Source organism: Prauserella cavernicola, from assembly GCF_016595675.1.
Classification (GTDB): Bacteria; Actinomycetota; Actinomycetes; order Mycobacteriales; family Pseudonocardiaceae; genus Prauserella_A; species Prauserella_A cavernicola.
Genome location: NZ_JAENJH010000004.1, coordinates 469,069 through 495,092, shown reverse-complemented (window position 1 = coordinate 495,092; position 26,024 = coordinate 469,069). Strand labels below are relative to the sequence as shown.

The window sequence follows — 26,024 nt, the reverse complement described above, 5'->3', positions numbered from 1 at the left end:
GTCCCCTACCGCCTAGATTCCGAGCTCGTTATCGATGAAGTCGAAGAGTTCGTCGCGCGTCGCCGAGCCGATGTGCTCCGCCCTGCCGTTGTCGCGTGCTCCCTGCCAGCGGGCGGCCAGCGCCTCGATCCGGAGCGCGAGTGGGCCCGGTAGCTCCGCCTGCCCGGCCGCGACGGTGGCCAGCTCGGCCTCCAGCCGGTCCAGATCGGACAGCACGGAGCCGACCGTGGACTCCGGGCCGCCCAGTTCTTCCGACAGATGCGCGGCGAGCTCCCCCGGGGTCGGGTGGTCGAACACGACCGCCGTGGGCAGGCTCAGGCCCGTCACGGTGGCCAGCTTGTTGCGGAACTCCACGGCCGCGAGCGAGTCGAAACCGAGATCACTGAATGGCTTGCCCGCCTCGATCGCCTCGGCATCGTGGCCCAGTACCGCCGCCACCTGCTCGCGGACGACGTCTGTGAGAATCTGACGCCGTTCGACCGCCGGGCGGCCCGCGAGATCCGCCGCCAGGTCCACGGGCTCCGCGACGGTGGGCTCCGGCGCGGGTCGCGCCTGCGGGATCTCGTCGAACAGCCTACTCGGACGAGCCGCCGTGAACGCCAACGCGAACCGCTCCCAGTCGATGTCCGCCACCACCGCGAAGGAGTGGCCCACCAACCGGTCGAACAGCGTGAGGGCGACGTCGGGCTCCAACGGACGAACCCCGCGACGCAGCAACTGCGCTTCGGCACCGTCGAGTGCGGCCATGCCCGCCCCGGTCCACGAGCCCCAGGCGATCGAGGTGCCCTGCAGGCCGCGGGCGCGACGACGCTGGGCGAGCGCGTCGAGATAGGCGTTCGCCGCACCGTAGGCACCCTGGGCAGCGCCGCCCCACACACCCGCGGTCGAGGAGAACAGGACGAAGGCATCGAGGTCGGCATCCTCGAAAACCGCGTCGAGATTCCTTGCGCCGTCGACCTTTCCGGCGACGAGTGCCGCCACCGTGGCCGGATCCGTGTCCTCGATCCGGCTGGACTGCGCGACGCCCGCGGCATGCACGACGGTCCGGATGTCGGTGCCCTCTTCGGCGAGCCGTTTCATCAGGTCGTCCACTGCTTCATGGTCCGCGACGTCGCAGGCTTCCACCGTCACCCGCGCGCCGAGCTCGGTCAGCTCCGCGGTCAGCTCCGCCGCACCGGGAGCCCCGGGCCCGCTCCTGCTCGTCAGCACCAGCCGTGCCACTCCGAGGCGTGCGAGGTGGCGGGCCACCTGCGCGCCGAGCGCACCGGTCCCGCCGGTCACGAGCGCCGCCCCGTTGGGAGCCCACTGTGGGCTTCCCGTCGCGAGGTCGGTCCGGACCAGCCGCCTGGCGTGCGTTCCACTCGCGCGGATCGCCACCTGGTCTTCGCCGGTCGTCCCGGCGAGCACCGCGTTCAGCAAACCGAAGGCCCGGCTGTCGCTGTCGGCGGGCAGATCCACCAGACCGCCCCAGCTCTTCGGGTGTTCCACCGCGGCCACCCGGCCGAGACCCCACAGCTGTGCCTGATCCGGGTCGGGGGACTCCTCCGGGGCCACGGCGACCGCCTGCCGCGTCACCCACCACAGCGGCGCGGCGACCTGGAGCTCTCCCAGCACTCGCACCAGCTCGTGGGCCAGGACCGTCGCGGCTGCCGGTTCCTCGGACAACGCCAGCAGTGAAAGGACTCCTGCCAGCGGTTCGTGCCCGGCGGCCGCGCGCAAGGGTTCCCGCAACGCGTCCGGCTCCTGCCCGGTCACGTCCACCGGCACCACGTCGACGCCATGCTCCGCGAGGAACTCCGCACAGGCTCGCGCGACCGGGTCGGAGCCCAGCAGGACCAGCCAGGTTCCCGCGGCTCCGGCGGCCGGCGCGGTGAAGTGCCGCCACGCGACCGAGTACTGGAGCCCGCGCAACGTAGACTCCACCCGACGACGGCGGCGCCAGTCGGCGAGCACCGGCACCATCGACCGCAGTCCCTCGTCGTCTGCGACACCCAGGGTGCCCGCCAGCGCCGCCGGATCACCACTGTCCACAGCGGACCAGAACTCGGTGTCCTCCGCGACGCTCGCCGGCTGCTCCTGCTCGTCGGCGCTGAGCCAGTAACGCTTCCGGTCGAACGCGTAGGTCGGCAGATCCAGCTGCCGGGACCGGCCGACCGCCGGCCAGCGCACGGCGCTGCCCCGGGTGTGCAGGCTCGCCAGCGCGCGGATCAGCATGCCGATCTCGTCGTGCCCCGCACGTGCGGTCGGCACGGCGATCCGCTCGGCGTCGGTGGCCGGGGCCGCCTCGGCGAGGTGGTCCGTGACCAGGGTGGTCAACACGGCGTCCGGGCCGACCTCGACGAAGTCGGTGACCCCGTGCTCGCTCAGGCACCGCAGGCCGTCAGCGAAGCGCACCGCCCGCCGTGCGTGCCGCAACCAGTACTCCGGCTGGGCGACGTCGTCTCGTGCCACGATTCTGCCCGTCAGGTTCGACACCAGCGGAATGCGGGGCTCGCCCCAGGACACGCCCTCCAGCACTCCGGCGAACTCGGCGAGCATCGGCTCGACCAGTGGCGAGTGGAAAGCCTGCGCCACCCGCAGCCGCTTCGCGCTGTGGCCGTCACGGCGGGCCAGTTCCAGCACCCGGTCGACGGCGGCCGGCGCGCCGGAGACCACCACGGACGCCGGCGCGTTGACCGCACCGATCGACACCAGCCCCGGGGTCGCCGCGAGCCAGCCCGAAACCTCCTCCTCGCTGGCCCGGATCGCCGCCATAGCGCCCTTTCCGGGCAGTTTCGCCATCAGGCCGCCGCGCGCTGCCACCACGCGGACCGCGTCGTCCAGCGACAGCAGGCCCGACACGTGTGCCGCCGCCAGCTCGCCGACGGAGTGGCCGATCAGGTAGTCGGGCACGACCCCGCAGGACTGAAGCATCCGGTACGCGGCCACCTCGTAGGCGAACAGTCCGGCCTGCGTGTAGTCCGTGCCCTCGAGTAGATCCGCGTCCGGTGTCCCGGGTTCCGCGCTCAGCACGGCCGACAGCGGCGTGTCCAGCAGCGAGTCGAAGGCCGCGCAGATCTCCGTGAACGCTGCGCCGAAGGCCGGCAATCGCGTCAGCTCGTTGCCCATGCCCGCCCGCTGGGATCCCTGTCCGGAGAACAGGAACGCGATCCGGCGGCCCGGCACCACGGTGCCGGTCACCACCCCGTCGCCGGACTCGCCGGCGGCCAGTGCGGCCAGCCCGCGATCGAAGTCGCCGGCGTCCCGGCCGAGCACGACGGCGCGGTGTTCCAGTGCGGCGCGGGACGAGGACAGCGACCAGGAGATCTCACCTGGGGTGGCGACGCCGCTCGCGGCGTATTCACGCATTCGCGCCGCCTGCCCGCGCAGGCCCGCCTCCGAACGGCCGGAAAGCTGCCAGGGCACGACCCCCGCGGGGCTGCCCGGCGGTTCCTGGTCCTCCTGTCCGGGGTCACCCTGCTCGACCTGTTCCACGATCACGTGCGCGTTGGTGCCGCTGATGCCGAACGCCGACACCGCGGCCCGGCGCGGACGCCCGGTCTCGGGCCACGCCACCGCCTCGGTGACCAAGTGCACCGCACCGGCCGACCAGTCCACGTGCGTCGTCGGCTCGTCCACGTGCAGGGTCGCAGGCACGACGCCGTGCCGCATCGCGGTGAGCATCTTCACGATCCCGGCGACCCCGGCGGCGGCCTGGGTGTGTCCGAGGTTCGACTTGACCGAACCCAGTAGCAACGAGTGGTCCCGGTTCTGCCCGTAGGTGGCCAGCAGCGCCTGCGCCTCGATCGGGTCACCCAGCGTGGTGCCGGTGCCGTGCGCCTCCACCACGTCCACATCGGACGGTTCGAGTCCCGCAGTCGCGAGCGCCTGCCGGATGACCCGCTGCTGTGCCGAGCCGTTCGGCGCGGTGAGACCGTTGGACGCGCCGTCCTGGTTGACCGCCGAACCCCGGACCACGCCGAGGACGCGGTGACCGTTGCGCCGCGCGTCGGACAGTCGTTCCACGAGCAGCATGCCGACTCCTTCGGACCAGGTCGTACCGTCCGCGGCCTCGGCGAAGGATTTGCACCGCCCGTCCGGCGCCAGCCCGCCCTGCCTGCTGAACTCGACGAACGCGGCGGGTGAGGACATCACCGCGACCCCGCCGGCGAGCGCGAGCTCGCACTCCCCCTGCCGCAGCGACTGAGCCGCGAGGTGCAGCGCCACGAGTGAGGACGAGCACGCGGTGTCCACCGTCACGGCCGGGCCTTCGAACCCGAAGGCGTAGGAGAGCCGGCCGGTCGCCACGCTGGCCGTGGTCCCGTTGCCCAGGAAACCCGCGAGATGTTCGGGGATGCCCCGCAAGTCCGTGCCGTAGTCGTGGTACATCAGCCCGGCGAACACGCCGACCCTGCTGCCTCGCGCGGCGGTGGGGTCCAGGTTCGCGGACTCGAAGGCTTCCCACGTCGTTTCCAGCAACAGCCGCTGCTGCGGATCCATAGCGACCGCTTCGTGTGGCGAGATGCCGAAGAACTCCGGGTCGAACTCCCCGGCGTCGTGCAGGAAACCGCCCTCGGCGACGGAGCTGGCGGGCTGACGGCCGTCGGTACCGTGCAGCTTGGCCAGGTCCCAGCCCCGGTCGGCTGGGAAACCCGAGATCGCGTCCTGTCCCGAGGACACAAGGTGCCACAAGTCGTCCGGAGTGCGGACCCCGCCCGGATAACGACAGCTCATGCCGACGATCGCGATCGGCTCGTCGGCGGGGATCGCGACCGGCGCGACGGTTTCCGGGACCTCCTGCTCGCCACCCAGGTAGGTGTCCAGGTGTGCCGCAAGCGCGGCCGGGCTGGGGTGGTCGAAGACCAGTGTCGCGGGCAGCCGGACTCCGAGTTCGGCGGCGAACTGGTTTCGCAGATCCACCGCGGTGAGCGAGTCGAACCCGAGGTCGGAGAAGGCGCGGTCGGGCTCGACCCGGGTGCCCGGGCGATGGCCCAGTACCTCCGCGACGTGCTTGACCACGAGTCCAAGCACGGCCGCGCGCCGCTGCTCGGAAGGCAGCGAGCGCAGCCGCCCTGCGGTGTCCTGCTCGGCTTCCCGGCTCGTCGTCCGCCGGGCCGGTACGCGGATCAGGTCGCGCAGCACCGCCGGTACGACCGCCGAACCGGCGCGTGCCAGATCGAGCTGCATCGGTGCCAGTACCGGCTGGTCCGAGGAGAGCGCGGCGTCGAAGAGCGCGAGTCCGTCCTCCGAGGACATCGCGAACATCCCGCCCCGGGACAGCCGCGCCAGGTCCTGGTCCGACATCGCGCCCGACAGGGCGCTGCGCTGTTCCCACAGCCCCCAAGCCAGTGACTGCCCCGGCAGGCCCTGCGCCCGGCGGAGATGCACGAGTGCGTCGAGGAAAGCGTTGGCGGCGGCGTAGTTCGGCTGCCCCAGCGCACCCACCAGCCCGGCCGCGGAGGAGAACACCACGAACACGTCGAGGTCGCCGGTCAGCTCGTGCAGGTTCCACGCCGCCGTGGCCTTCGGGCGCAGCACCTCTGCGAGCCGCTGCGGCGTGAGCTTCTCGACCGTCCCGTCGGCCGTCACGCCTGCGGCGTGCACGACACCGCGCACCGGGTGTTCGGCGGAAACCCCGTCCAGCACCGCGGCCAGGGCGGAGCGGTCGGCGACGTCGCAGGCCACGACCTCGGCCTCCACGCCCAGTTCGGCGAGTTCGGCGACCAGTGCCGCGACGCCCTCTGCCTCCGGGCCGCTACGGCTGAGCAGCAGCAGATGGCGGACGCCGTGCTCGGTCGCCAGGTGCCGGGCGACCATGCTCCCCAGCACCCCGGTCCCGCCGGTGATGAGCACGGTGCTCTCCGGATCCCAGTACGCGGCGCCGCCGCCGCCCGGCACGCGACCGAGCCGGGAGGCGTGCAGCACTCCGCGCCGCACGACCAGTTCCGGCTCGCCGGCCGCGTCCGCCGTGCGCAGCGCCTTGACCAGCTCGTCGTCCGGCATCGACTCCGTGGTGTCGAGCTGGATCAGGCGCCCGGGAAGCTCGGACTGCGCCGAGCGGACCAGACCCTGCACCGCGGCCTGCGCGGGATCGACAGGGGAGCCGCCGAGGCACACCGCGTCGCGGGTGCAGACGACCAGCTTCGTGGCCGCGAACCGCCCGTCCCCGAGCCAGGTCTGCAGCACGCTCAGCGTCCATTCGGTGGCCTCGCGAGTGTTCTCCGGCACCGTGCCGGAGAACTCGGGCACCGTGACGACGACGTACTCGGGCACCTCCGCGTTCTCGTCCGGAATGTCCCTGCACCAGTGCACGCTGTCACCGGGCGCGGGGTCGATCTCGGTCCAGGAGGGCATGAACAGCGAATCGTTGGTACGCGCGGACCCCAGGTGCTCGGCCGTGACCGGGCGCAGGCGCAGCTCGGCGATCGAGGCGACGGGCAGCCCGCTACGGTCGGTCAGCGTCACCGCGAGACCGGACGAACCGGTGCGCGTCATCCGGACGCGCACATGGGCGGCGCCGGCCGCGTGCAACCGGACCCCCAGCCAGGAGAACGGCAACCCGGCGGGGTCCTCGGCGCGGTCGAGCTGCGACACCGTGTGCAGCGCCGCGTCCAGCACCGCGGGATGCAGGCCGAACTGCCCGGCATCGCCGCCTCCGGGCAGGTCCACCTCGGCGAAGACCTCGTCCTCGCGACGCCACGCCGCGGTCAGGCCCTGGAACACGGGGCCGTAGTCGAAACCGCCCGCGAGCAGCTTCGAGTAGAAGTCACCGAGGTCAACCGGGACCGCCCCTTCCGGGGGCCAGACCGTGTAGTCGGCCGGTGCCGGAGCACGCATCGGCGAGAGAGTCCCGACCGCGTGCGTGGTCCACTGCGTGCTGTCGGTACGGCGAGAGTAGACAGTCAGCGGCCTGCGGCCGTCCGCGGCGGGAGCCGCCACCGAGACCTGCAGACGCACCGGACGCTCGTCCAGGATCAGCGGCGCCTGCAACGTCAGTTCGTCGATCGCGGTGCAGTCCACTTCGGTGCCGGCTCGCAACGCGAGTTCGACGAAGGCCGCGCCGGGGAACAGGACCGAGCCGTGCACCCGGTGATCGGCCAGCCACGGCTGCTCGGTGAGCGACAACCGCCCGGTGAGCACAGCGCCGTCGCCCTCGGCCGGCGCCACGCTGGCGCCGAGCAAGGGGTGGCCGGTGGCGCCCTGTCCCAGTGCCTCAGCCGTCGCCGCAGCCTTGCGGTGCGTGCCCCGGGGCCAGAACCGCTCGTGCTGGAACGGATAGGTGGGCAGCTCGACCCGGCGACCGCGAGTCACCGTGGGCCAGTCCACCGCCGTGCCACGGCTGTACAGGGTGGCCAGCGCAGCCGTGAAGCAGGCGATCTCGTCCCGGTCGGACCGGGCGGCCGCGACCACCGTCGCGCCGTCGAGCTGGTCCGAGGCCAATGCGGACAGGGTGGCGTTCGGGCCCAGTTCGACGCAGTCGGTGACGCCGTGGGCACCGAGGCAGGCGAGCCCGTCGGCGAACCGGACGGCTCCCCTGGCGTGCCGGACCCAGTACTCCGGCGTGCCGAAGACCTCGGCCCCGACGATCCCCCCGGTGACGTTGGAGACCACGGGGATCGCGGGTTCGGCCCAGGTGACGTCGGCGAGGACCGTCGCGAACTCGTCGAGCATCGGTTCGACCAGCGGTGAGTGGAAAGCGTGGCTGACGCGCAGGCGCCGGGTCCGCCGTCCCTCGGTCTCGGCGACCGCGAGCACGGCCGCGACCGCCTCCTCGGCACCGGACACGACCACGGAGTCCGGGCCGTTGACGGCGGCCAGCGACACGGCGTCGACCGCATCGCCGATCCAGGTCAGCGCTTCCTGCTCGGTGGCACGGATCGCCGCCATCACCCCGCCTGCCGGCAGCTGTTGCATCAGCTTTCCCCGCGCGGCGACCACCCGGGCCGCGTCGGCCAGCGACAGCGCCCCGGCGACGTGGACCGCCGCCAGCTCGCCGATGGAGTGGCCGATCAAGTAGTCCGGCTCGACTCCGCACCCAGCCAGCAACCGGAAGGCCGCCACCTCGAACGCGAACAGCCCGGCCTGGGTGTACGCGGTCTCGTGCACCAGCCGCGCGGTGTCGGAGTCCGGATCCGAAGTCAGCACCTCGTGCAGCGGAACGTCGAGTAGCCCGTCGAAGGCCGCGCACACCTCGCCGAGTGCGCTGCGGAAAGCCGGCAGCTCGGCCAGTCGCCGCCCCATCGCCGCGTGCTGCGAACCCTGCCCCGAGAAGAGGACAGCCGTGCGGCGTCCCTGTTCCACCGTGCCGAGCAGCACGTTCGCGGTGGACCGTCCCTCGGCCACCGCGTCCAGCCCGGCGCGGAAGTCCGCTTCGCTCTCCCCGAGCACGACGGCGCGGTGCGTCATCGCGGCACGGGAGGAGATCGTCGCCCACGCGACATCCGCGACCTCTGTGTCGCCGCCACAGGTCTCGCGGAGCCGGATCGCTTGCGCGCGAAGCGCTTCGGGCGTGTGACCGGAAAGCACCCACGGCACCGTTCCCGCAGGTTCGGGCGTGGCACGGGGCGGTTCCGCGGCGGCTTGTTCGAGGATCACGTGGGCGTTGGTGCCGCTGATCCCGAACGCCGAGACCCCGGCGCGGCGCGGCGCGGCGGTCTCCGGCCACTGCGTGGTCGAGTTCACCAACTCGAGCCCGCCGCCGGACCAGTCCACGTGTGGGGTCGGCTGGTCGGCGTGCAAGGAGGCCGGAACGGTGCCCGCGCGCAGGGCCAGCACCATCTTGATCACTCCGGCCACACCCGCGGCGGCCTGAGTGTGGCCGATGTTCGACTTCACCGAACCGAGCAGCAACGGCCGCTCCACCGGACGGTCCGAGCAGTAGCTGCCGATCAGCGCGTGCGCCTCGATCGGGTCACCCAGCGCCGTCCCGGTGCCGTGCGCCTCCACCGCGTCCACTTCGGATGGACGCAGCCCGGAGTCGGCCAGCGCGCGCTCGATGACTCGCTGCTGCGCGGGCCCGCTGGGCGCGGTGAGCCCGTTGGACGCGCCGTCCTGGTTGATCGCCGAACCGCGCACCACCGCGAGGACTTCGTGGCCGTGGCGAACGGCGTCGGACAGCCGCTCCACGACGAGCACGCCGGCGCCTTCCGCGAAACCGGTACCGTCCGCGTCCGCGCCGAAGGCCTTGCACCGGCCGTCCGCGGCCAGTCCCCGCTGCCTGCTGAAGGACACCAGCAGAGTCGGGGTCGGCATGACCGCGACACCACCGGCGAGCGCGAGCGTGCACTCCCCCCGGCGCAGTGCCTGTACCGCGAGATGCAGGGCCACCAGCGAGGAGGAACACGCCGTATCGACCGTGACCGCCGGCCCCTCCAGGCCGAAGGTGTAAGCGATCCGCCCGGACGCGACACTGGTCGCGTTGCCGGTCAGCAGATGCCCGTCCAGCCCGTCCTCGGGGGTGAACAGCTCGACGCCGTATCCGGACACCGCGCCACCGACGAAGACTCCGGTGGCGCTGCCACGAAGCGTGTCGGGATCGACGCCCGCGCGCTCGAACGCCTCCCAGGCGACTTCGAGCAGCAGCCGCTGCTGCGGGTCCATCGCGAGCGCTTCCCGCGGGCTGATGCCGAAGAACTCGGTATCGAACCCGGCGACGTCCGACAAGAAACCGGCGACGCGGGTGTGCGACGTACCCGGCTGGTCCGGATCCTCGTCGAACAGCGCGTCCAGGTCCCAGCCTCGGTCGGTGGGGAATTCCGACAGCGCGTCCCCGCGGTCGAGCAACAGTCGCCACAGGGCTTCGGGCGACGCGACGTCGCCGGGGAACCGGCAGCCCATCCCGACGATGGCGATCGGCTCGTCCGCCGCGATCGCGGTCCCGGCCGGTACCGCCGCGCGGGACTCGGTCTCCGGCAGTAGGCCTGCCAGCAGGAAAACGGCGAGCTCGCGCGGGGTCGGGTGGTCGAAGACGACCGTCACCGGAAGCCGTAACCCGGTGGCCCTCGCCAGCCGGTTGCGCAGATCCACGGCGGTCAGCGAATCGAAACCGAGGGACTTGAACGCCCGGTCCTCGGCCACCGCCGAGGCATCCTCGTACCCGAGGGCGAGTGCGGCCTGTTCGCTCACCAGCTCGACCAGGACGCGCACCTGCTCCGCCGCGGACAGTCCCGCCAGGCGGCCTGCCAGGCTGTCGCGCACCGGGCCCGCCGCGACCGAACGCCGGACGCGCGACCGGACCATCCCGCGCAGCAGCGGCGGCACGACATCCTGGGTCGCAATGCGTGCCGGGTCGAACGAGATCGGCAGGGTAAGCGCCCGGTCGGAGCCGAGCGCGCCGTCGAACGCGGCGAGTGCCTCGGTGGTAGACATCGGCCGCACGCCGGCGCGGCTCATCCGCGACAGATCGGTGTCACCCAGCGCGCCGGTCAGTTCGCTGCGCTCGGCCCACAGGCCCCATGCCAGCGAATGCGCGGTACGCCCGGCCGCACGCCGATCCTGCGCCAGCGCGTCCAGGAAGGCGTTGGCGGCCGCGTAGTTCGCTTGTCCCGCAGCGCCGAAGACTCCGGCCGCGGACGAGAACATGACGAAGAAGTCCACGTCCTCGGCGAGTTCGTGCAGGTGCCAGGCGGCGTCGATCTTCGGCCGCAGCACGGTTTCGAGCCGGGCGGGCGTCATCGTGGAAACCAGGCCGTCGTCGAGTGTCCCGGCCGCGTGCACGATGCCGCGTAGCCCGGGAAGGTCCGCGACGAGCCGCTCGAGCGCGGCGTGCTCGGTGACGTCACAGGCTTCGACGCGCACATTCGCGCCGGACTCGGTGAGTTCCGCGGCGAGCTCCCGCGCGCCGGGGGTGTCCAGGCCGCGGCGCCCGGTGAGCACCAGGTCCCGCACGCCATGCGCGGAAACCAGATGCCGGGCCACGGCCGAGCCGAGCACCCCCAGGCCGCCGGTGATGAGCACCGTGCCGGGCACCGGACCCCACGGCTCGGCGGGGCCGGCCATCTTGACCAGTCTGGGTGCCAGCAACCGTCCGGCCCGGATCGCGAGCTCCGGCTCATCGGACGCCAGCGCTGCCTGGAGCAAGTCGGCGGGCACTTCGGCATCGACGTCGAGCTGTGAGAACCGACCCGGCATCTCCGTGGCCGCCGACCTCAGCAGACCGCGGGCCGCGGCCGCGGCGACGTCGACCCGCTCACCTGGCTGGGCGGCGGTGGCGCCGTGCGTGAGCAGGACGAGACGCGAAGCGCCGACCTCCTCGGCCGCAAGCCATTCCTGGATCGCCGCCAGCACCATCGCCGCCGCTTCACGCGCTTGCTCGGGACGAGTGCTTCCACCGAACGCCAACGGGAACAGCACGACTTCGGGAACCGACGCGCCGGCGCGCACGTCCGCCACGAACTCCGCGACGGTACCGGTGAGGGTGACGTGACTCAGCTCGCTCGGCGCGATGTCCACTGTGGACCATTTGACCTCGAACAACGGGCCCGGCGTGGCGGCCTCCCGGTCGAAGTGCCGGTACCCCACGGTGTTCGCGGAGAGGACCGGCCTCCCCTCGGGATCATCGACCCGCACCGAGACCGTGCCGTCGCCCACCGGAGCGATGCGGACCCGACCTGCCGTGGCTCCGGTGGCCAGTAGGCAGACACCGGTGAACGTGGCCGGCGTCGCTTCGCCGCCGAGGCGCAGCCCCGCCTCGAGCAACGCCGGGTGCACGCCGTACGCCGCGGTCTCCAGGCGTTCCGGCTCGGGCAGCTCGAGGTCGGCGAAAATCTCCTCGCCACGCCGCCACACCCGCCCGATGCCGCGAAACGCCGAACCCAGATCGGTCCCGGTGCCGGCGAAGCGGGCGTGGATCTCGTCCGGGGACATCGGCGAAGCGCCGGCGGGCGGCCAGGCCTCGGTCTCGGCGACCGGCGACGGCGCACCGGAGGTCACCGTCGCGGTCGCGACCTCGTCCCACGTCCCGAGCACTTCATCGGCGCCGGCACGGGAGAACACGCGGACCTGGCGCTCGCCCTGTGCGCCCGGCGCGCCGAGCGTGACCTGCAGGTCCACCGGGCTGTCGGCGAGCAGCTCCAGCGGCTGCCGCAGCGTCAGCTCGGCGACGAAATCGCACTCCACCGCATCGGCCACCTGGAAGACCAGCTCGAGCACCGCCGAAGTGGGCAGGACGACCGTGCCGTCGACGACGTGGTCGGCCAGCCAGGGAAGCGAACCGGTGGACAGCCGGCCGGTGAACACGAACTCCCCGCCGTCGGCGAGCCCGATGCTCGTGGACAGCAGCGGATGCGCGAGCGGCACCAGGCCGCCGCCCGCGGTGGCGCCCTGGCCGGACGATCCGGTGAGCCAGTAGCGACGTCGCTGGAAGGCGTAGGTGGGCAGCGCGCACCGGCGGCCGTCTCCGCCGAACACCCGATCCCAGTCCGGGTCGACGCCACGCACCGACAACTCCGCCAGCGACGTCAGCAGCCGCCGGCGGCCGCCTTGCTCGCGCCGCAGGGTCCCCACAACGGCGATCTCGCCGTGCGACCGCGCGTGCGCCGTCTCCTCGATCGCCGCCGCCAGCACCGGGTGGGGGCTGACCTCCAGGAAGACCGGGGACTCGGTGTCGCACACCGCGGCCACGGTCTGCTGGAACCGCACCTGCTCGCGCAGGTTCCGGTACCAGTACTCGCCATCCAACGCGGAACCGGCGACGGGTGCCGCGTCCACAGTGGAGTACATGGGGATGTCCACGTCTCGCGGCACGATCGCGGCGGCGGCCTCCAGCAGCCGCATCCGGATCCGTTCGACGTGCGGGGTGTGCGAGGCGTAGTCCACCGCGATCCGCTTCGCGCGGACGCCCGCGTCCTCGGCCAGGGACATGACGTGGTCGAGCGACTCCGGAGTGCCCGCGACGACTGTGGACTCCGGCCCGTTCGTGGTGGCGATCCAGACGTCGTCGTGCTCGGCGATCAGCTCCGTGGCCGTGTCGGCGGCGGCAGCCAGCGACAGCATGCCGCCGAGGCCGGCCAGCTCCTCCGCGATGCACCGGCTGCGCAGCGCGATCAGCCGCGCGCCGTCGTCCAGCGACAACGCGCCGATCGCGCAGGCGGCGGCGATCTCGCCCTGGGAATGCCCGATCACGGCGGTGGGCACCACTCCCCACGACCGCCACACCTCGGCCAGGGATACCAGCATCGCCCACAGCACCGGCTGCACGACGTCGACCCGGTCCAGCGGCTGTTCCTGCCGCAGCACGTCGAGCAGATCCCAGTCCACGTGCGGCGCCAGCGCGGCACGGCACCGCTCGACCGACTCGGCGAAGACCGGCGACTCAGCCAGCAACCCGGACGCCATCCCCAGCCACTGCGAACCCTGCCCGGGGAACACGAACACGACGCCGTCGGGCTTCCGGCTCGACACACCGGTCACCACGGCGGCGCTGGACGTGCCCGCGGCAACAGCAGCCAGCCCGCTCTCCAGCTCCACGGCGTCGTCGCCGACGACCACGGCACGATGCGCCAGCGCGGCGCGGGTCGCCGCCGAGGACCAGCCGATGTCGGCCGGGTCCGCGCCGGTTTCCTGCGCGAAGCTCAAAAGCCGCGAGGCTTGTTCCGCCAAGGCCTTCTCATTGACAGCGGAAACCAGCCACAGTGTCGGCTCGTCCCGCCGATCCCGCGCCGGAGGCTGCTCGGCGGGCGGTCCCTGCTCCAGGATGACGTGCGCGTTGGTACCGCTCACTCCGAAAGAAGAGACGCCGGCACGGCGTGGTTGCCCGGTTTCCGGCCACGGGGCGGCTTCGGTCACGAGCTCGACCGCGCCGGTGGACCAGTCGACGAAGGGGGTCGGCTCGTCCACGTGCAGCGTCTTCGGCACCACACCGTGGCGCATGGCCTGCACCAGTTTGATCACCCCGGCCACCCCGGCCGCGGCCTGCGTGTGCCCGATGTTCGACTTCACCGAACCGAGCAGCAGCGGGCGGTCGGCCGGCCTGCCGTGGCCGTAGGCGGCCAGCAGCGCGTCCGCCTCGATGGGATCGCCGAGCTTGGTGCCCGTTCCGTGCGCCTCCACGACGTCGACCTGCACGGCGGAAAGATCCGCGGCAGCCAGCGCCTGCTGGATCACCCGCTGCTGGGCGAGTCCGTTCGGCGCGGACAGGCCGTTGGAGGCACCGTCCTGGTTCACCGCGGAACCGCGCATCACAGCCAGCACCTCGTGGCCGTTGCGCAGCGCGTCCGAGAGCCGCTCGACCAGCAGCAGGCCGACGCCCTCGCCGAGCCCGGTCCCGTCGGCGGAACCCGCGAACGCGCGGCACCGGCCGTCGCGGGAAAGCCCCTGCTGACGGCTGAACTCCACGAACACCTCGGGCGTGGACATCACCATCACGCCCCCGGCGACGGCCAACGAGCACTCACCGCGGCGCAGCGCGCCGGCGGCCAGGTGCAGGGCGACCAGCGACGACGAGCACGCGGTGTCCAGGGTGATCGCGGGCCCTTCCAGCCCCAGTGTGTAGGCAAGGCGCCCGGAGACGACGCTGCCGGCACGTCCGGTCAGCAGGTGCCCACGCACCTGCTCGGGCGCCAACTCGGCGTCGCCGCCGTAACCGTGAAAACTGCAGCCCACGAACACCCCGGTGTCGCTGCGCCGCAGCCCGGCAGGATCCATGCCCGCCCGCTCGAACAGCTCCCAGGTGGATTCGAGCAGCAGCCGTTGCTGCGGGTCCATCGCCAGCGCCTCGCGCGGCGAGATGCCGAAGAGCTCCGCGTCGAACTCCGCCGCGTCGTGGAGGAACCCACCGTGGCGGGTGGCGGACGTGGCCTGTCGGCCGCCCGTGCTGCCGACCAGCCCGGCGATGTCCCAGCCCCGGTCCTCGGGCAGCTCCGAGATGGCGTCGCCGCCGTCCTCGACCAGCCGCCACAGGTCCTCCGGCGACCGGACCCCGCCCGGGTAGTGGCAGCTCATGCCGACGATCGCCACCGGATCGTCCGCCGCGGACTCCAGGTCCCGCAGCCGCGACTTCGTCTCGCGCAGTTCGGCGGTGACGCGCTTGAGGTAGCCGAAGAGCTTGTCGTCGCCGGGCGTCCGCGGCCCGGCCGTTGCCTCGTCACGTGAACTCACGGCTCTCCCAGCTCTTCGTCGATCAGTGCGAAGACCTCGTCGTGCGAGGCTCCGTCGAGGTCCCATTCGCGCGATTCGGTGGCGGGGACCGCGGTCCCGCGCCGGGCCCGGCGCAACATCCGAGCCAGCCTGCCCTCGATCTCGGCCAGGACGGCGTCGTCGTCCGGCAGGCCAGCCAGTGCGTGTTCCACGCGATCCAGCTCTCCCAGTAGCGTCGGCTGGCCGTCACCCCCGAGCTCGGTGCGCAGATAGGCGACCAGGTCGGTCACGGTGGGATGGTCGAACACCAGGCTGGCGGCAAGTTTCCGGCCAATGCCGGCGCTCAGCCGGTTGCGGAGTTCGATGGCGGTGACCGAATCCAGCCCCAGTTCCCAGAACGGCCGGTCCAGGGGCACCGACTCGGCCCGCGGATACCCGAGCACGGCCGCCGCGGTCTCCCGCACGACCTTGCGCACCAGCTTTTCCCGCTCGCCGGGTGCGGTGTCCGCGAGCTGCCGCGCCAGGTCACCCTCGGCGGCCTGCTCGGCCGGTCCGGCGCCGACCGAGCCGATCCCTTCCTGTTCGGCTATCTCCCGCAGGAACGGGCTGGGCCTCGCCGCGGTGTAGGCGGTGTGGAACCGGTCCCATTCGAGGTCGGCGATCACTGCGAAGGTGTCGCCGCCACCGACCGCCGAGCCCAGCGCGGTGGTCGCCAGTTCCGGGGGCATGGCGGGGACCCCGTGTTTGCGGCGCAGCGTCGCGACCGCGTCCGCTTCGGCCATCCCACCCTGTCCCCACGCTCCCCAGGCCAGCGAGGTCGCGGGCAGGCCTTTCCCGTGCCGGTACCAGGCGAGGGCGTCCAGATAAGCGTTCCCGGGTGCGTAGTTGCCCTGCCCGGCCGCCCCGAACGTGCCCGCGGTGGACGAGAACAGCACGAAGGCCGACAGGTCCAGCTGCGAGGTCAGCTCGTGCAGATTCCACGCCGCCGCGGCCTTGGCCCGCAACGCGCCGTCCATTCGCGCGTCGGTCAGCGTCGCCAGGGGTCCGTCGTCCAGTGCCGCGGCCGTGTGCACCACCGCGGTGAGCGGGAACTCCTCGGGGATTCCGTCGATCACCGCGGCCAGCGCGTCACGATCGGCGGCGTCGCAGGCGAGGATCGTCACGCGGGTGCCCGCCTCGGCGAGCTCGGCCCGCAGTGCCTCGGCACCGTCGGCCGTCGCGCCACTGCGGCTGAGCAGCAGCAGGTGGTCGGCGCCTTCCACCGCCAGCCAGCGCGCGACGTGCGCGCCCAGCGCACCGGTGCCACCGGTGACGAGAACGGTGCCGCGCGGCCGCCATTGCGGGGCCTGCCTGCCGATCGGCTTCCGCGCGAGCCGCCGTCCGAAGACACCGGAGGCACGGATGGCCAGCTGGTCCTCCCCGGAATCGCTGCCCAGCACCGCGGCCAGGCGGGCCACGATCTGCTCGTCGAACTCGGCGGGAAGGTCGATCAGGCCGCCCCAGGTCTCGGGATGCTCCTGCGCGGCGATCCTGCCGAGGCCCCAGACCATCGCCTGCGCCACGCTGATCTCCGTGTCACCCGCGCCGGTCCGCACCCCGCCGGCCGTCAGGCACCACAGCGGGATCGTCAGCCCGGTTTCGCCGAGGGCCTGCACGAGGGTCAGGGTCGACGCGAGGCCGTTCGGCACGGCGGTGGTTCCCGGACGCAGGTGTTCGTCCCAGGCCGTCACCGCCAGCACGCCACTCAGTTCCGGCTCCCCGGCCGCGGTCTCGCGCAGCCGCGCGGCGAACCCGGCCGCGTCGGTGTGCCCGGCGATCAACGGCACGACGCGGCCGCCCCGGCGAGTCAGCTCCGAGGCCAGCAGCACGGTCCGGCGGTCATCGGAGAGGGCTTCGGGAACGACCAGCAGCCAGGTCCCTGCGAGCCCGCGCGCCTCGTTCTCCGGCACCGGGGCCCACTCGATCCCGTAGCGCCAGGAGTCCACGGTGGCGGATTCCTGACTATGCCTGCGCCAGTCCGCCAGTGCGGGCAGCACCTGCGACAGTGCCGCCCGCATATCCGCGTCGTCGACACCGAGCTGGGTCGCGAGCCGGTTCGGATCGGCCTCCACCACCGCGTGCCAGAAGTCGGCGTCGCCGGTGTTTCCTTGCTCTGCCGGAGTTTCCGGCGCATCGAGCCAGTACCGGGTGCGGGTGAAGGGGTAGGTGGGCAGGTCGACCAGGCGCCCACCGGCCACCGCTTCCGACCAGTCGACCGCGATCCCGGAGACGAACAGCGTGCCGAGCGCGAGCAGGAAGCGCTCCAGCCCGCCCTCCTCGCGGCGCAGCAGGCCGATCGCCGCCGGAGCACCGTCTTCCAGTGTTTCTTCGATGGCCGCGATCAGCACCGGGCGTGGCGAGACCTCGACGAACACGTCGTGCCCCGCCGCGGCGGCCGCGCGCACGGCACGTTCGAACCACACGGTCTCCCGCAGGTTCCGGTACCAGTACTCGGCATCCGCGGGGACATCCAGCAGCTCGCCGGTGACAGGGGAGTACACCGGCACGATGCCGTCCTGCGGGGTCACCGGTGCGGCCAGCTCGATCAGGGCGTCACGCACGCGTTCCACGTGCGGCGTGTGCGACGCGTAGTCCACCGGAATCCGCCGGGCCCGTACGCCGTCCCGTTCGCACGACGCCATCAGCTCGTCCAGCGCCACGGAGTCACCGGCGACGACCGTCGCCCCCGGTCCGTTGACCGTGGCTACGCAGACGCTGTCGGCCCACGGCGCGATCACCTGCTCCGCATCCGCCAACGGCAGCGCGAGCGAAACCATCCCGCCCAGTCCGGCTAGCTCGCGGCCGATCAGCAGGCTGCGCAGGGCGACGACTCGAGCGGCGTCGTCCACCGACAGCGTGCCGGACACGCACGCCGCGGCCAGTTCGCCCTGGGAGTGCCCGAGTACGGCGTCGGGTTCGACTCCGTACTCGGAAAGCAGGTGCGCCAACGAAACCATGACCGCCCACAGGGTCGGCTGTACGACATCGACCCGGTCGAGAGCCGGCGCGCCAGGCTCCTGTCTGAGGACATCGACCAGTGACCACGACACGTGCGGTTCCAGTGCTTTCGCGCACCGGGCGATGCTCTCGGCGAACGCCGGAGCGTCGTCCAGCAGCTCACCGGCCATGCCCGCCCATTGCGAACCCTGGCCGGGGAAGACGAACACCGTGCCGGCGCGGTCGGTCGCCACGCCGTCGACGACACCGGCCGCGGCCTCGCCCCGGCCCAGTGCCGCCAGGCGGTGCAGGACCTCGTCCCGGGTCCGCCCGACGACCACCGCGCGATGGTCGAACATCGCCCGTGTCGTCACCAACGAGCGCGCGAGGTCCACCGGGGCCAGGCCCGGATCCTCCTCGAGGAGCCGGTGCAGCCGCAGCGCCTGCTCGCGCAGGCTCTCCGCGGTCTTCGCCGACAGCACGAGCGGCACCGCGGACCGCGCTGCGGAGGGCTGTGCCGCTCGCGCCGGCACGTGTTCGAGGATGACGTGGGCGTTGGTGCCGCTGATGCCGAACGACGACACCGCGCCGAGCCTCGGCCCCTCGCGCTCCGGCCATGCCTCGGTCCGCGCGGCGAGCCGCAGGCCACTGTCGTCCCACGACACGTGCTCGGTGGGCTGGTCGGCGTGCAGTGTGCGCGGTACGACGCCGTGCCGCATCGCCAGCACCATCTTGATCACTCCGGCGACCCCGGCCGCGGCCTGGGTGTGGCCGATGTTCGACTTCACCGAGCCGAGCAGCAACGGTCGGTCGCGATCCGAACCGTAGGTCTGCGCCAATGCCCCGGCCTCGATCGGATCTCCGAGGGACGTCCCGGTCCCGTGCGCCTCCACGAAGTCCACATCGGACGATTTGACGCCGGATTCCGCCAGCGCCCGCCGGATCACCCGCTGTTGCGCCGTTCCGCTGGGCGCGGTCAGCCCGTTCGACGCACCGTCCTGGTTGACCGCCGAGGCACGCACCACCGCCTGGATCGGACGTCCCTCGCGCACCGCGTCGGACAGCCGCTGCACCACGAGCATGCCGACGCCCTCGGCGAAGCCCATCCCGTCCGCCGCCGAACCGAAGGCCTTGCACCGCCCGTCCGGTGCGAGTCCACCGATCCGGCTGAACTCGATCACCGGGCGCGGGGTCGACATCACCGTCACCCCGCCCGCGACGGCGACATCGCACTCGCCGCGGCGCAGCGACTGCGCCGCCAGATGCAGAGCGACCAGCGACGAGGAACACGCCGTGTCCACGGTGATCGCAGGTCCCTGCAACCCGAGCGCGTACGCGACCCGGCCGGAGGCGACGCTGTTGGCACTGCCGTTGCCGAGGTAGCCCTCGTACCCCTCGAGCAGGTTCGGGAACCGGCTCGAGTAGTCGTTGTAGATCAGGCCCGCGAACACCCCTGTCTCGCTGCCGTGCAACGAGGTCGGGTCGATTCCCGCGCGCTCGAACGCCTCCCACGTGACCTCCAGCAGCAGCCGCTGCTGCGGGTCGGTCGCCAGGGCCTCGCGCGGCGCCATGCCGAAGAACTCCGGGTCGAAATCGGCGGCGTCGTGGAGAAATCCGCCGACGCGACGGAACTCCCGTTCCGGCTCCTCGGGGTTGCCGAGAAAGTCCACCTGCCAGCCACGATCGTCCGGATAGCCCCCCATCGCGTCACGCTCGTCGAGCAGCAACTGCCACAGCTGCTCGGGCGAGCGGGCACCGCCGGGGAACCTGCAGGCCATGCCGACGATCGCGATCAGGTCCTCGTCCGTGTCCGCTCGTGCCGGCGCGATGTCGTTGACCGCCGCGTCGTCCTCGGGGACCAGCTGGCGGGACAGCTCCGTACCCAGGGTGGTGCTGTTGGGGTGATCGAACACGACCGTCACCGGCAGCCGCAGACCGGTGGCCGCGCTGAGCCGGTTGCGCAGTTCCACCGCGGTGAGCGAATCGAACCCGAGATCGGAGAACGCCCGTCCGGGCGCGATCGCCTCGGCGGTCGCGTGCCCGAGGACGAGCGCGGCGTGTTCGCGCACCAGTTGCACGAGGGCTCCGCGCCGATCGGCTCCCGACAGGGTGCCCAGCCGGTCGGTGGCGGTCCCGGCGCCAGCCGCCACGCGCCGGGTCTTCGCACGCACCAGGTCCCGCAGCAACGGAGCCGGGTTTTCCCGTTCGCGCAACGCCTTCACGTCGAGATGAACGGCAACGGGCCGGGGCAGTGGCGACCGGACCGCGGAGTCGAACAGCGACAGGCCCTGCTCTGTCGACAGTGGACGGATGCCGGTGCGGCGCATCCGGCCGAGATCGGCGGCGGTGAGCGCTCCGGTCATCGCGCTGCGCTGCTCCCACAGGCCCCAGGCCACCGAGTGCGCGGGCAAGCCCGAGCGGCGGCGGTGCAGGGCGAGCGCGTCCAGGGTCGCGTTCGCGGCGGAGTACGCGGCCTGCCCGGCCGACCCGAAGACGCCGGCCGCGGAGGAGAACAGCGCGAACAGCGACAGGTCCCGGTTCCGGGTGAGCTCGTGCAGGTTCCAGGCCACGTCGAGTTTGGCGCGTAGCACGGTGCCCACCTGCTCGGGAGTCAGCGCGGTGAGCATCCCGTCGTCGAGCACCCCGCCGGCGTGCACGACCCCGCGCAGGTCCGGCAGCGAGTCGATGAGCCGGCCGAGCGTGTCCCGATCGGCGGCGTCGGCGGCCACGATCCGGGCGGTCTCGCCGAGTTCCCCGAGCAGTTCCCGCGCGCCGGGAGCGTCCGGCCCCTGCCTGCTCACGAGCACGAGCTCGGTGACCGACGGCTGGGCCGCGAGGTGCCGGGCCAGCGCGCTTCCGATGCCCCCGGTCCCGCCGACCACCAGCACGGTTCCCGCCTGCGCCGCGGGAGGCGTTGTCAGCACGACCTTACCGACGTGCCGTGCCTGGCTGATGTGCCGGAAGGCGTCGCGGGCGTCACGGGTGTCCCAGCTGGTCACCGGCAGCCGGTGCAGCGCACCGGACTCGAAGAGCCCGACGAGCGTGGCGAGCATCTCGCCGAGCCGGTCGGCGCCAGCCTCGGCGAGATCGAACGCCCGGTAACCGATCCCCTCGGGCACGGTGTCGCGGATGTCGGTCTTGCCCATCTCGATGAACCGGCCGCCCCGGGGCAACAGCGTCATCGAGGCGTCCACGAACTCGCCCGCCAAGGAGTTCAGCACGACGTCCACACCGCGGCCGGCACTCGCCGCCAGCAACCGGGGTGCGAACTCCACCGTCCGCGACGACGCGAGGTGTTCGGCAGCAACACCTTGGGCCTGCACCACCGGCCATTTGGCCTCGCTCGCGGTGGCATAAATCTCCGCCCCGAGGTGACGGCCCAGCTGCACGGCCGCCATCCCGACACCGCCCGCAGCGGCGTGCACCAGCAACGACTCCCCTGCCCGCACCTCCGCCAGATCGACCAGCGAGTAGTAGGCAGTCAGGAACACCGCGGGCACCGCGGCTGCCTCGGAAAACGTCCAGCCACTCGGGACGGGTGCCACCAGCCTGCGGTCGGCCACGGCCAGCGGACCCGCGTAGGAACCCTGGAACAGGCCCAGTACACGGTCTCCGACGGCCAAGTCGCGAACCGCGGAACCGACCTCGGCGACGACACCCGCACCCTCGCTGTCGAACAGTGAACCGGTGTTCGCGACGACACCCAGCGCCACCAGGACATCCCGGAAGTTGACGCCTGTGGCACGCACCTCGATCCGCACCTGGTCGGGCCCCAGCGGCGCGGCGGCTTCCGGCGCCGGCACGAGTTCGAGCCCGTCGAGGGTCCCTCCCGTACTCAGCTCGAGGCCCCACGCGGAATCGTCCGGCGGCACCAGTTCACGCGACGCGGTGTGGCGGGCCAACCGGGGCACGGACACCGCACCCTGCCGGATCGCGATCTCCGGCTCGCCCGCCTCGGCCGCCGCGGCGACGGCGGCCGGGAGCGCCCCGGCGGAGCTCTCGGCCGCGTCCAGGTCGACGAGCAGGAACCGGTCCGGATGCTCGGTGCAGGCGGAGCGCAGCAGACCGGCAACCCCGGCCTGAGCCACGTCGACCGGCTCCGCACCGGTGACGGTGACTGCGCCACGCGTCACCACGACGAGTCGCGCGGCACCTTCGGCCCGTGCGGGGAAGTCCCGCATCACCCCGAGCACGGTGTCCAGCACCTGACGGGTAGCGGTGGGCGCGTCGTCGGCGGTGCCTGCCGGGCATGGGTAGAGCACCGGCCCGTCCACCGCGTCGAGCGAGGCGACCGAGCGCGCCGTCAACCCCGGAATCGTTCCGAAGACGGGAAACTCCCGCGCCGTGGCGAAGTCCACGTCCAGCGGCCGCCAGGACACCTCGTACAGCGGTTCCACGGACACGGAGCGCACGGCGTCCTGGGTCAGCGGCCTCGCGGTCAGGTTGTCGACGGTGAGGATCGGCAGCCCGGCGTGATCGGTCAACAGCACCGACAGACTGTCCGGCGCAGTCCTGGTGAGCCGCACCCTGGCACTTCGCGCTCCGGTGGCGTGCACCTGCACCCCGGAGAAGGCGAACGGCAGCAGCTGCTCCCGACTACCGGCCAGACGGGCCTGCAGTGCCGCGTCCAGCAACGCCGGGTGCACGCCGAGCCCCTCGGCGTCCGGCACCGTCTCGGGCAGCTCGATCTCGGCGAACCACTCCCCTTCGCGCTGCCACACCGCGCGAAGGCAGCGGAAAACCGGACCGTAGAGATATCCCGACTCGGCCGCCTTGTCGTAGAAGTCGTCCACCGGCAGCGGAGTCGCGTTCGGCGGAGGCCACTGCTCCGGCTCGGGTGAGGCGGCCTCCCCGAGCGGGGCGAGTACGCCGGTGGCGTGCTGCGTCCAGCCGGAATCGTCGCCGGGGCGTCGTGAGTGCAGGTGCACCGCTCGCCGTCCCGACTCGTCGGGTGCGTCCACCCCGACCTGGAGTTCCAGTGCCTCCTCGGTGATCACCAGCGGCGCGCTCAGGATCAGCTCGTCCAGCTGCTCGGCGCCCACCTGAAGCCCGGCGTGCAGGGCCAGCTCGACGAACACCGCACCCGGCACAATCGTGCGCCCGAGCACCACGTGGTCGGCCAGCCACGGATGCGAATTGAGCGAAACCCTTGCACTGAAGACGAATTCGTCCGCGCCCGCCAGCGCGATGCCCGCAGCGAGAAGCGGATGCCCCAGGGGCGTGAGGCCGGCCGCCGAAACGTTCCCGCCACCGGCCGCCCCGGTGAGCCAGTAGGGCCGGCGCTGGAACGCGTAGGTGGGCAGATCGAGCACCTCACCGGCACCGAGCACAACAGTCCACTCCGGACCGGCGCCATGGGTCCACAGCCGCGCGGCCGACTCGTACACACGCTCCAGACTGCCGTCACCGCGCTGCAGGGTGCCGACCGCCGTCGCGTCCCGGCCGGCGGCAAGACCGCTCTCCTGGACCGCCGCGGCCAGTACAGGGTGCGGGCTGACCTCAAGGAACACGAAGTCGCCCTGCCCCAGCAGAACCTCGACGGTCTCGGCGAAGCGCACTCGTTCACGCAGGTTGCGGTACCAGTACTCGGCGTGCAGCTCGCTGTCCTGGATGGCCGCGCCGGTCACCGTGGAGTACATCGGGACGTCGCCCTCGCGCGGGCTGACCGACGCGGCCAGCTCGAGCAGCCGGTTGCGGATGCGCTCCACGTGCGGGGTGTGGGAGGCGTAGTCGACGGCGATCCGTTTCACCCGGACGCCCGCCGCCTCCGCGACGGCCCGCACGTCTTCGAGCGCATCCGGCGCACCCGCGACGACCGTCGAATCCGGACTGTTGGTAGTAGCGATCCAGACGCCGTCGCGACCCGAGAGGAACCCGGCGACCCGTTCGGCGGACGCGGCGACGGACATCATCCCGCCCTGTCCGGCCAGTTCTTCGGCAATGGCCCTGCTGCGCAAGGCCACCAGCCGGGCGCCGTCCTCCAGCGTCAGCGCGCCGCTCACGCACGCCGCGGCGATCTCGCCCTGCGAATGGCCCACCACGGCAGCGGGTTCGACGCCCCAGGACCGCCAGTGCGCGGCGAGCGACACCATCACCGCCCACAGCGCGGGCTGGACGACGTCGACCCGGTCCAGCGGCTGCTCGGCGTCGAGCGTTTCGCGCAGCTCCCAGTCGGTGAACGGCGCCAGCGCGCTCGCGCACCGGTCGATCGACTCCGCGAAGACCGGCGACGCGGCGATCAGTTCGGACGCCATGCCCACCCACTGCGCGCCTTGCCCGGGGAACACGAAGACCACGCCGCTGCGCTCGCCCGCGACCTCCTCGGCCACCAACGGAGAAGGCTCACCGGCTGCCACGGCGGACAGTGCCTCCAGTCGGCTCTCCCTGCCGGAGGCGAGCACCACGGCCCGGTGCGGCAGGGCTGCACGCGCCGCCAGCGACTGCGCGACCTGCACCTCGTCCGACGCGGCCGCCGTCACGTGGGCATGCAGGCGTTCGGCCTGGCGACGCAGCGCCTCGGCCGAATGCCCGGACAGCACCCAGGGAACCGCGCCCGCGGGCACCGGGCGCTCGACGTGATCCGGTTCCGGAGCCTCCTCCAGGATCACGTGGGCATTCGTCCCGCTGACCCCGAACGAAGACACCGAAGCGCGTCGCGGGCGTTCCGTCCGCGGCCACGGCTGTTCCCGGGTCGCGAGCTCGACGGCGCCCGCGGTCCAGTCAACGCGGGTGCTCGGCGTGTCCACGTGCAGGGTCCTCGGCACCGTCCCGTGCCGCAGCGCCTGCACCATCTTCAGCACACCGGCCGCCCCGGCCGCGGCCTGAGTGTGCCCGATGTTCGACTTCACGGATCCGAGCAGCAACGGGTTGACCCGCTCGCCACGGCAGTACGTGTTCAGCAAGGCCTGCACCTCGATGGGATCGCCCAGCGAGGTGCCTGTCCCGTGTGCCTCCACGACGTCCACATCGGACGGTTTCAGCTTCGCGTCGGCGAGCGCGGCGTGGATGACCCGCTGCTGAGCAACGCCGTTCGGCGCAGTGAGCCCGCTGGACCTGCCGTCCTGGTTGACCGCGGAACCACGGACCACAGCGAGCACGCGATGCCCGTTGCGCCGCGCGTCGGACAGCCGCTCCACCAGCAGCAGTCCGACGCCCTCGGCCGCGCCCATCCCGTCGGCGGAGTCCGCGAAAGCCTTGCACCTGCCGTCGCGGGCCAGGCCCTGCTGACGGCTGAACTCGGTGAACAGATCAGGGGAGGACATGACGGCGACGCCGCCGGCCACCGCCAGCGAGCACTCGCCCAGCCGCAGCGACCGCACCGCCAGATGCAGTGCCACGAGCGAGGAGGAACAGGCGGTGTCCACGGTCAGCGCGGGACCTGTCAGTCCGAACACATAGGACAGTCGTCCGGACGCGACACTGCCCGCGGTGCCGGTCATCGCGTGGCCTTCGACGATCTCGGGGATCTCGGGCAGCCTGCTGCCGTAGTCCCGGAAGCTGGACCCCACGAACACGCCGGTTTCACTTCCCCGCAACGAAACCGGGTCAATTCCCGCATGCTCGAAGAGCTCCCAGCACGACTCCAGCAGCAGCCGCTGCTGCGGATCCATCGCCAACGCCTCGCGCGGCGAGATACCGAAGAAGTCCGCGTCAAACCAGCCCGCGTCGTGCAGGAACCCGCCCGCACCAGTGTAGGACGTGCCCCGCCGTTCGCCGGTCGGGTCCACCAGCGCGGACAGATCCCAGCCCCGGTCGGCCGGAAACTCCGACACCGCGTCGCCGCCCTCGGCGAGCAGTGCCCAAAGCCGGTCCGGGGAGTCGACGTCACCGGGGTAACGGCAGCTCATGCCGACGATCGCGATCGGCTCGTCGTTCGTGGCCTCCACGGAGCGAAGCCGCTCCCGTGTCTCCTGCAACTGCGCGGTGACGCGGTTCAGGTAGTGGCGGAGCCTGCTCGCCTCGTCCATGCTGGCACTTTCTGGCGTCGAATTCAT

At 72.3% G+C, this 26,024-nt stretch carries 2 protein-coding genes; both read right to left on the bottom strand.

Annotated features, from left to right (window positions below):
- Positions 1-12: 12 nt before the first annotated feature.
- On the bottom strand, positions 13-15,075 hold the full coding sequence (locus tag JHE00_RS19910) for a type I polyketide synthase (protein ID WP_307832023.1): 15,063 nt from the start codon (positions 15,073-15,075) through the stop codon (positions 13-15).
- Entirely contained in the window at positions 15,072-26,024 is a 10,953-nt protein-coding gene (locus JHE00_RS19905; protein WP_200320184.1) for a type I polyketide synthase, read from the bottom strand. Before JHE00_RS19905 ends, JHE00_RS19910 begins: the two co-directional genes overlap by 4 nt.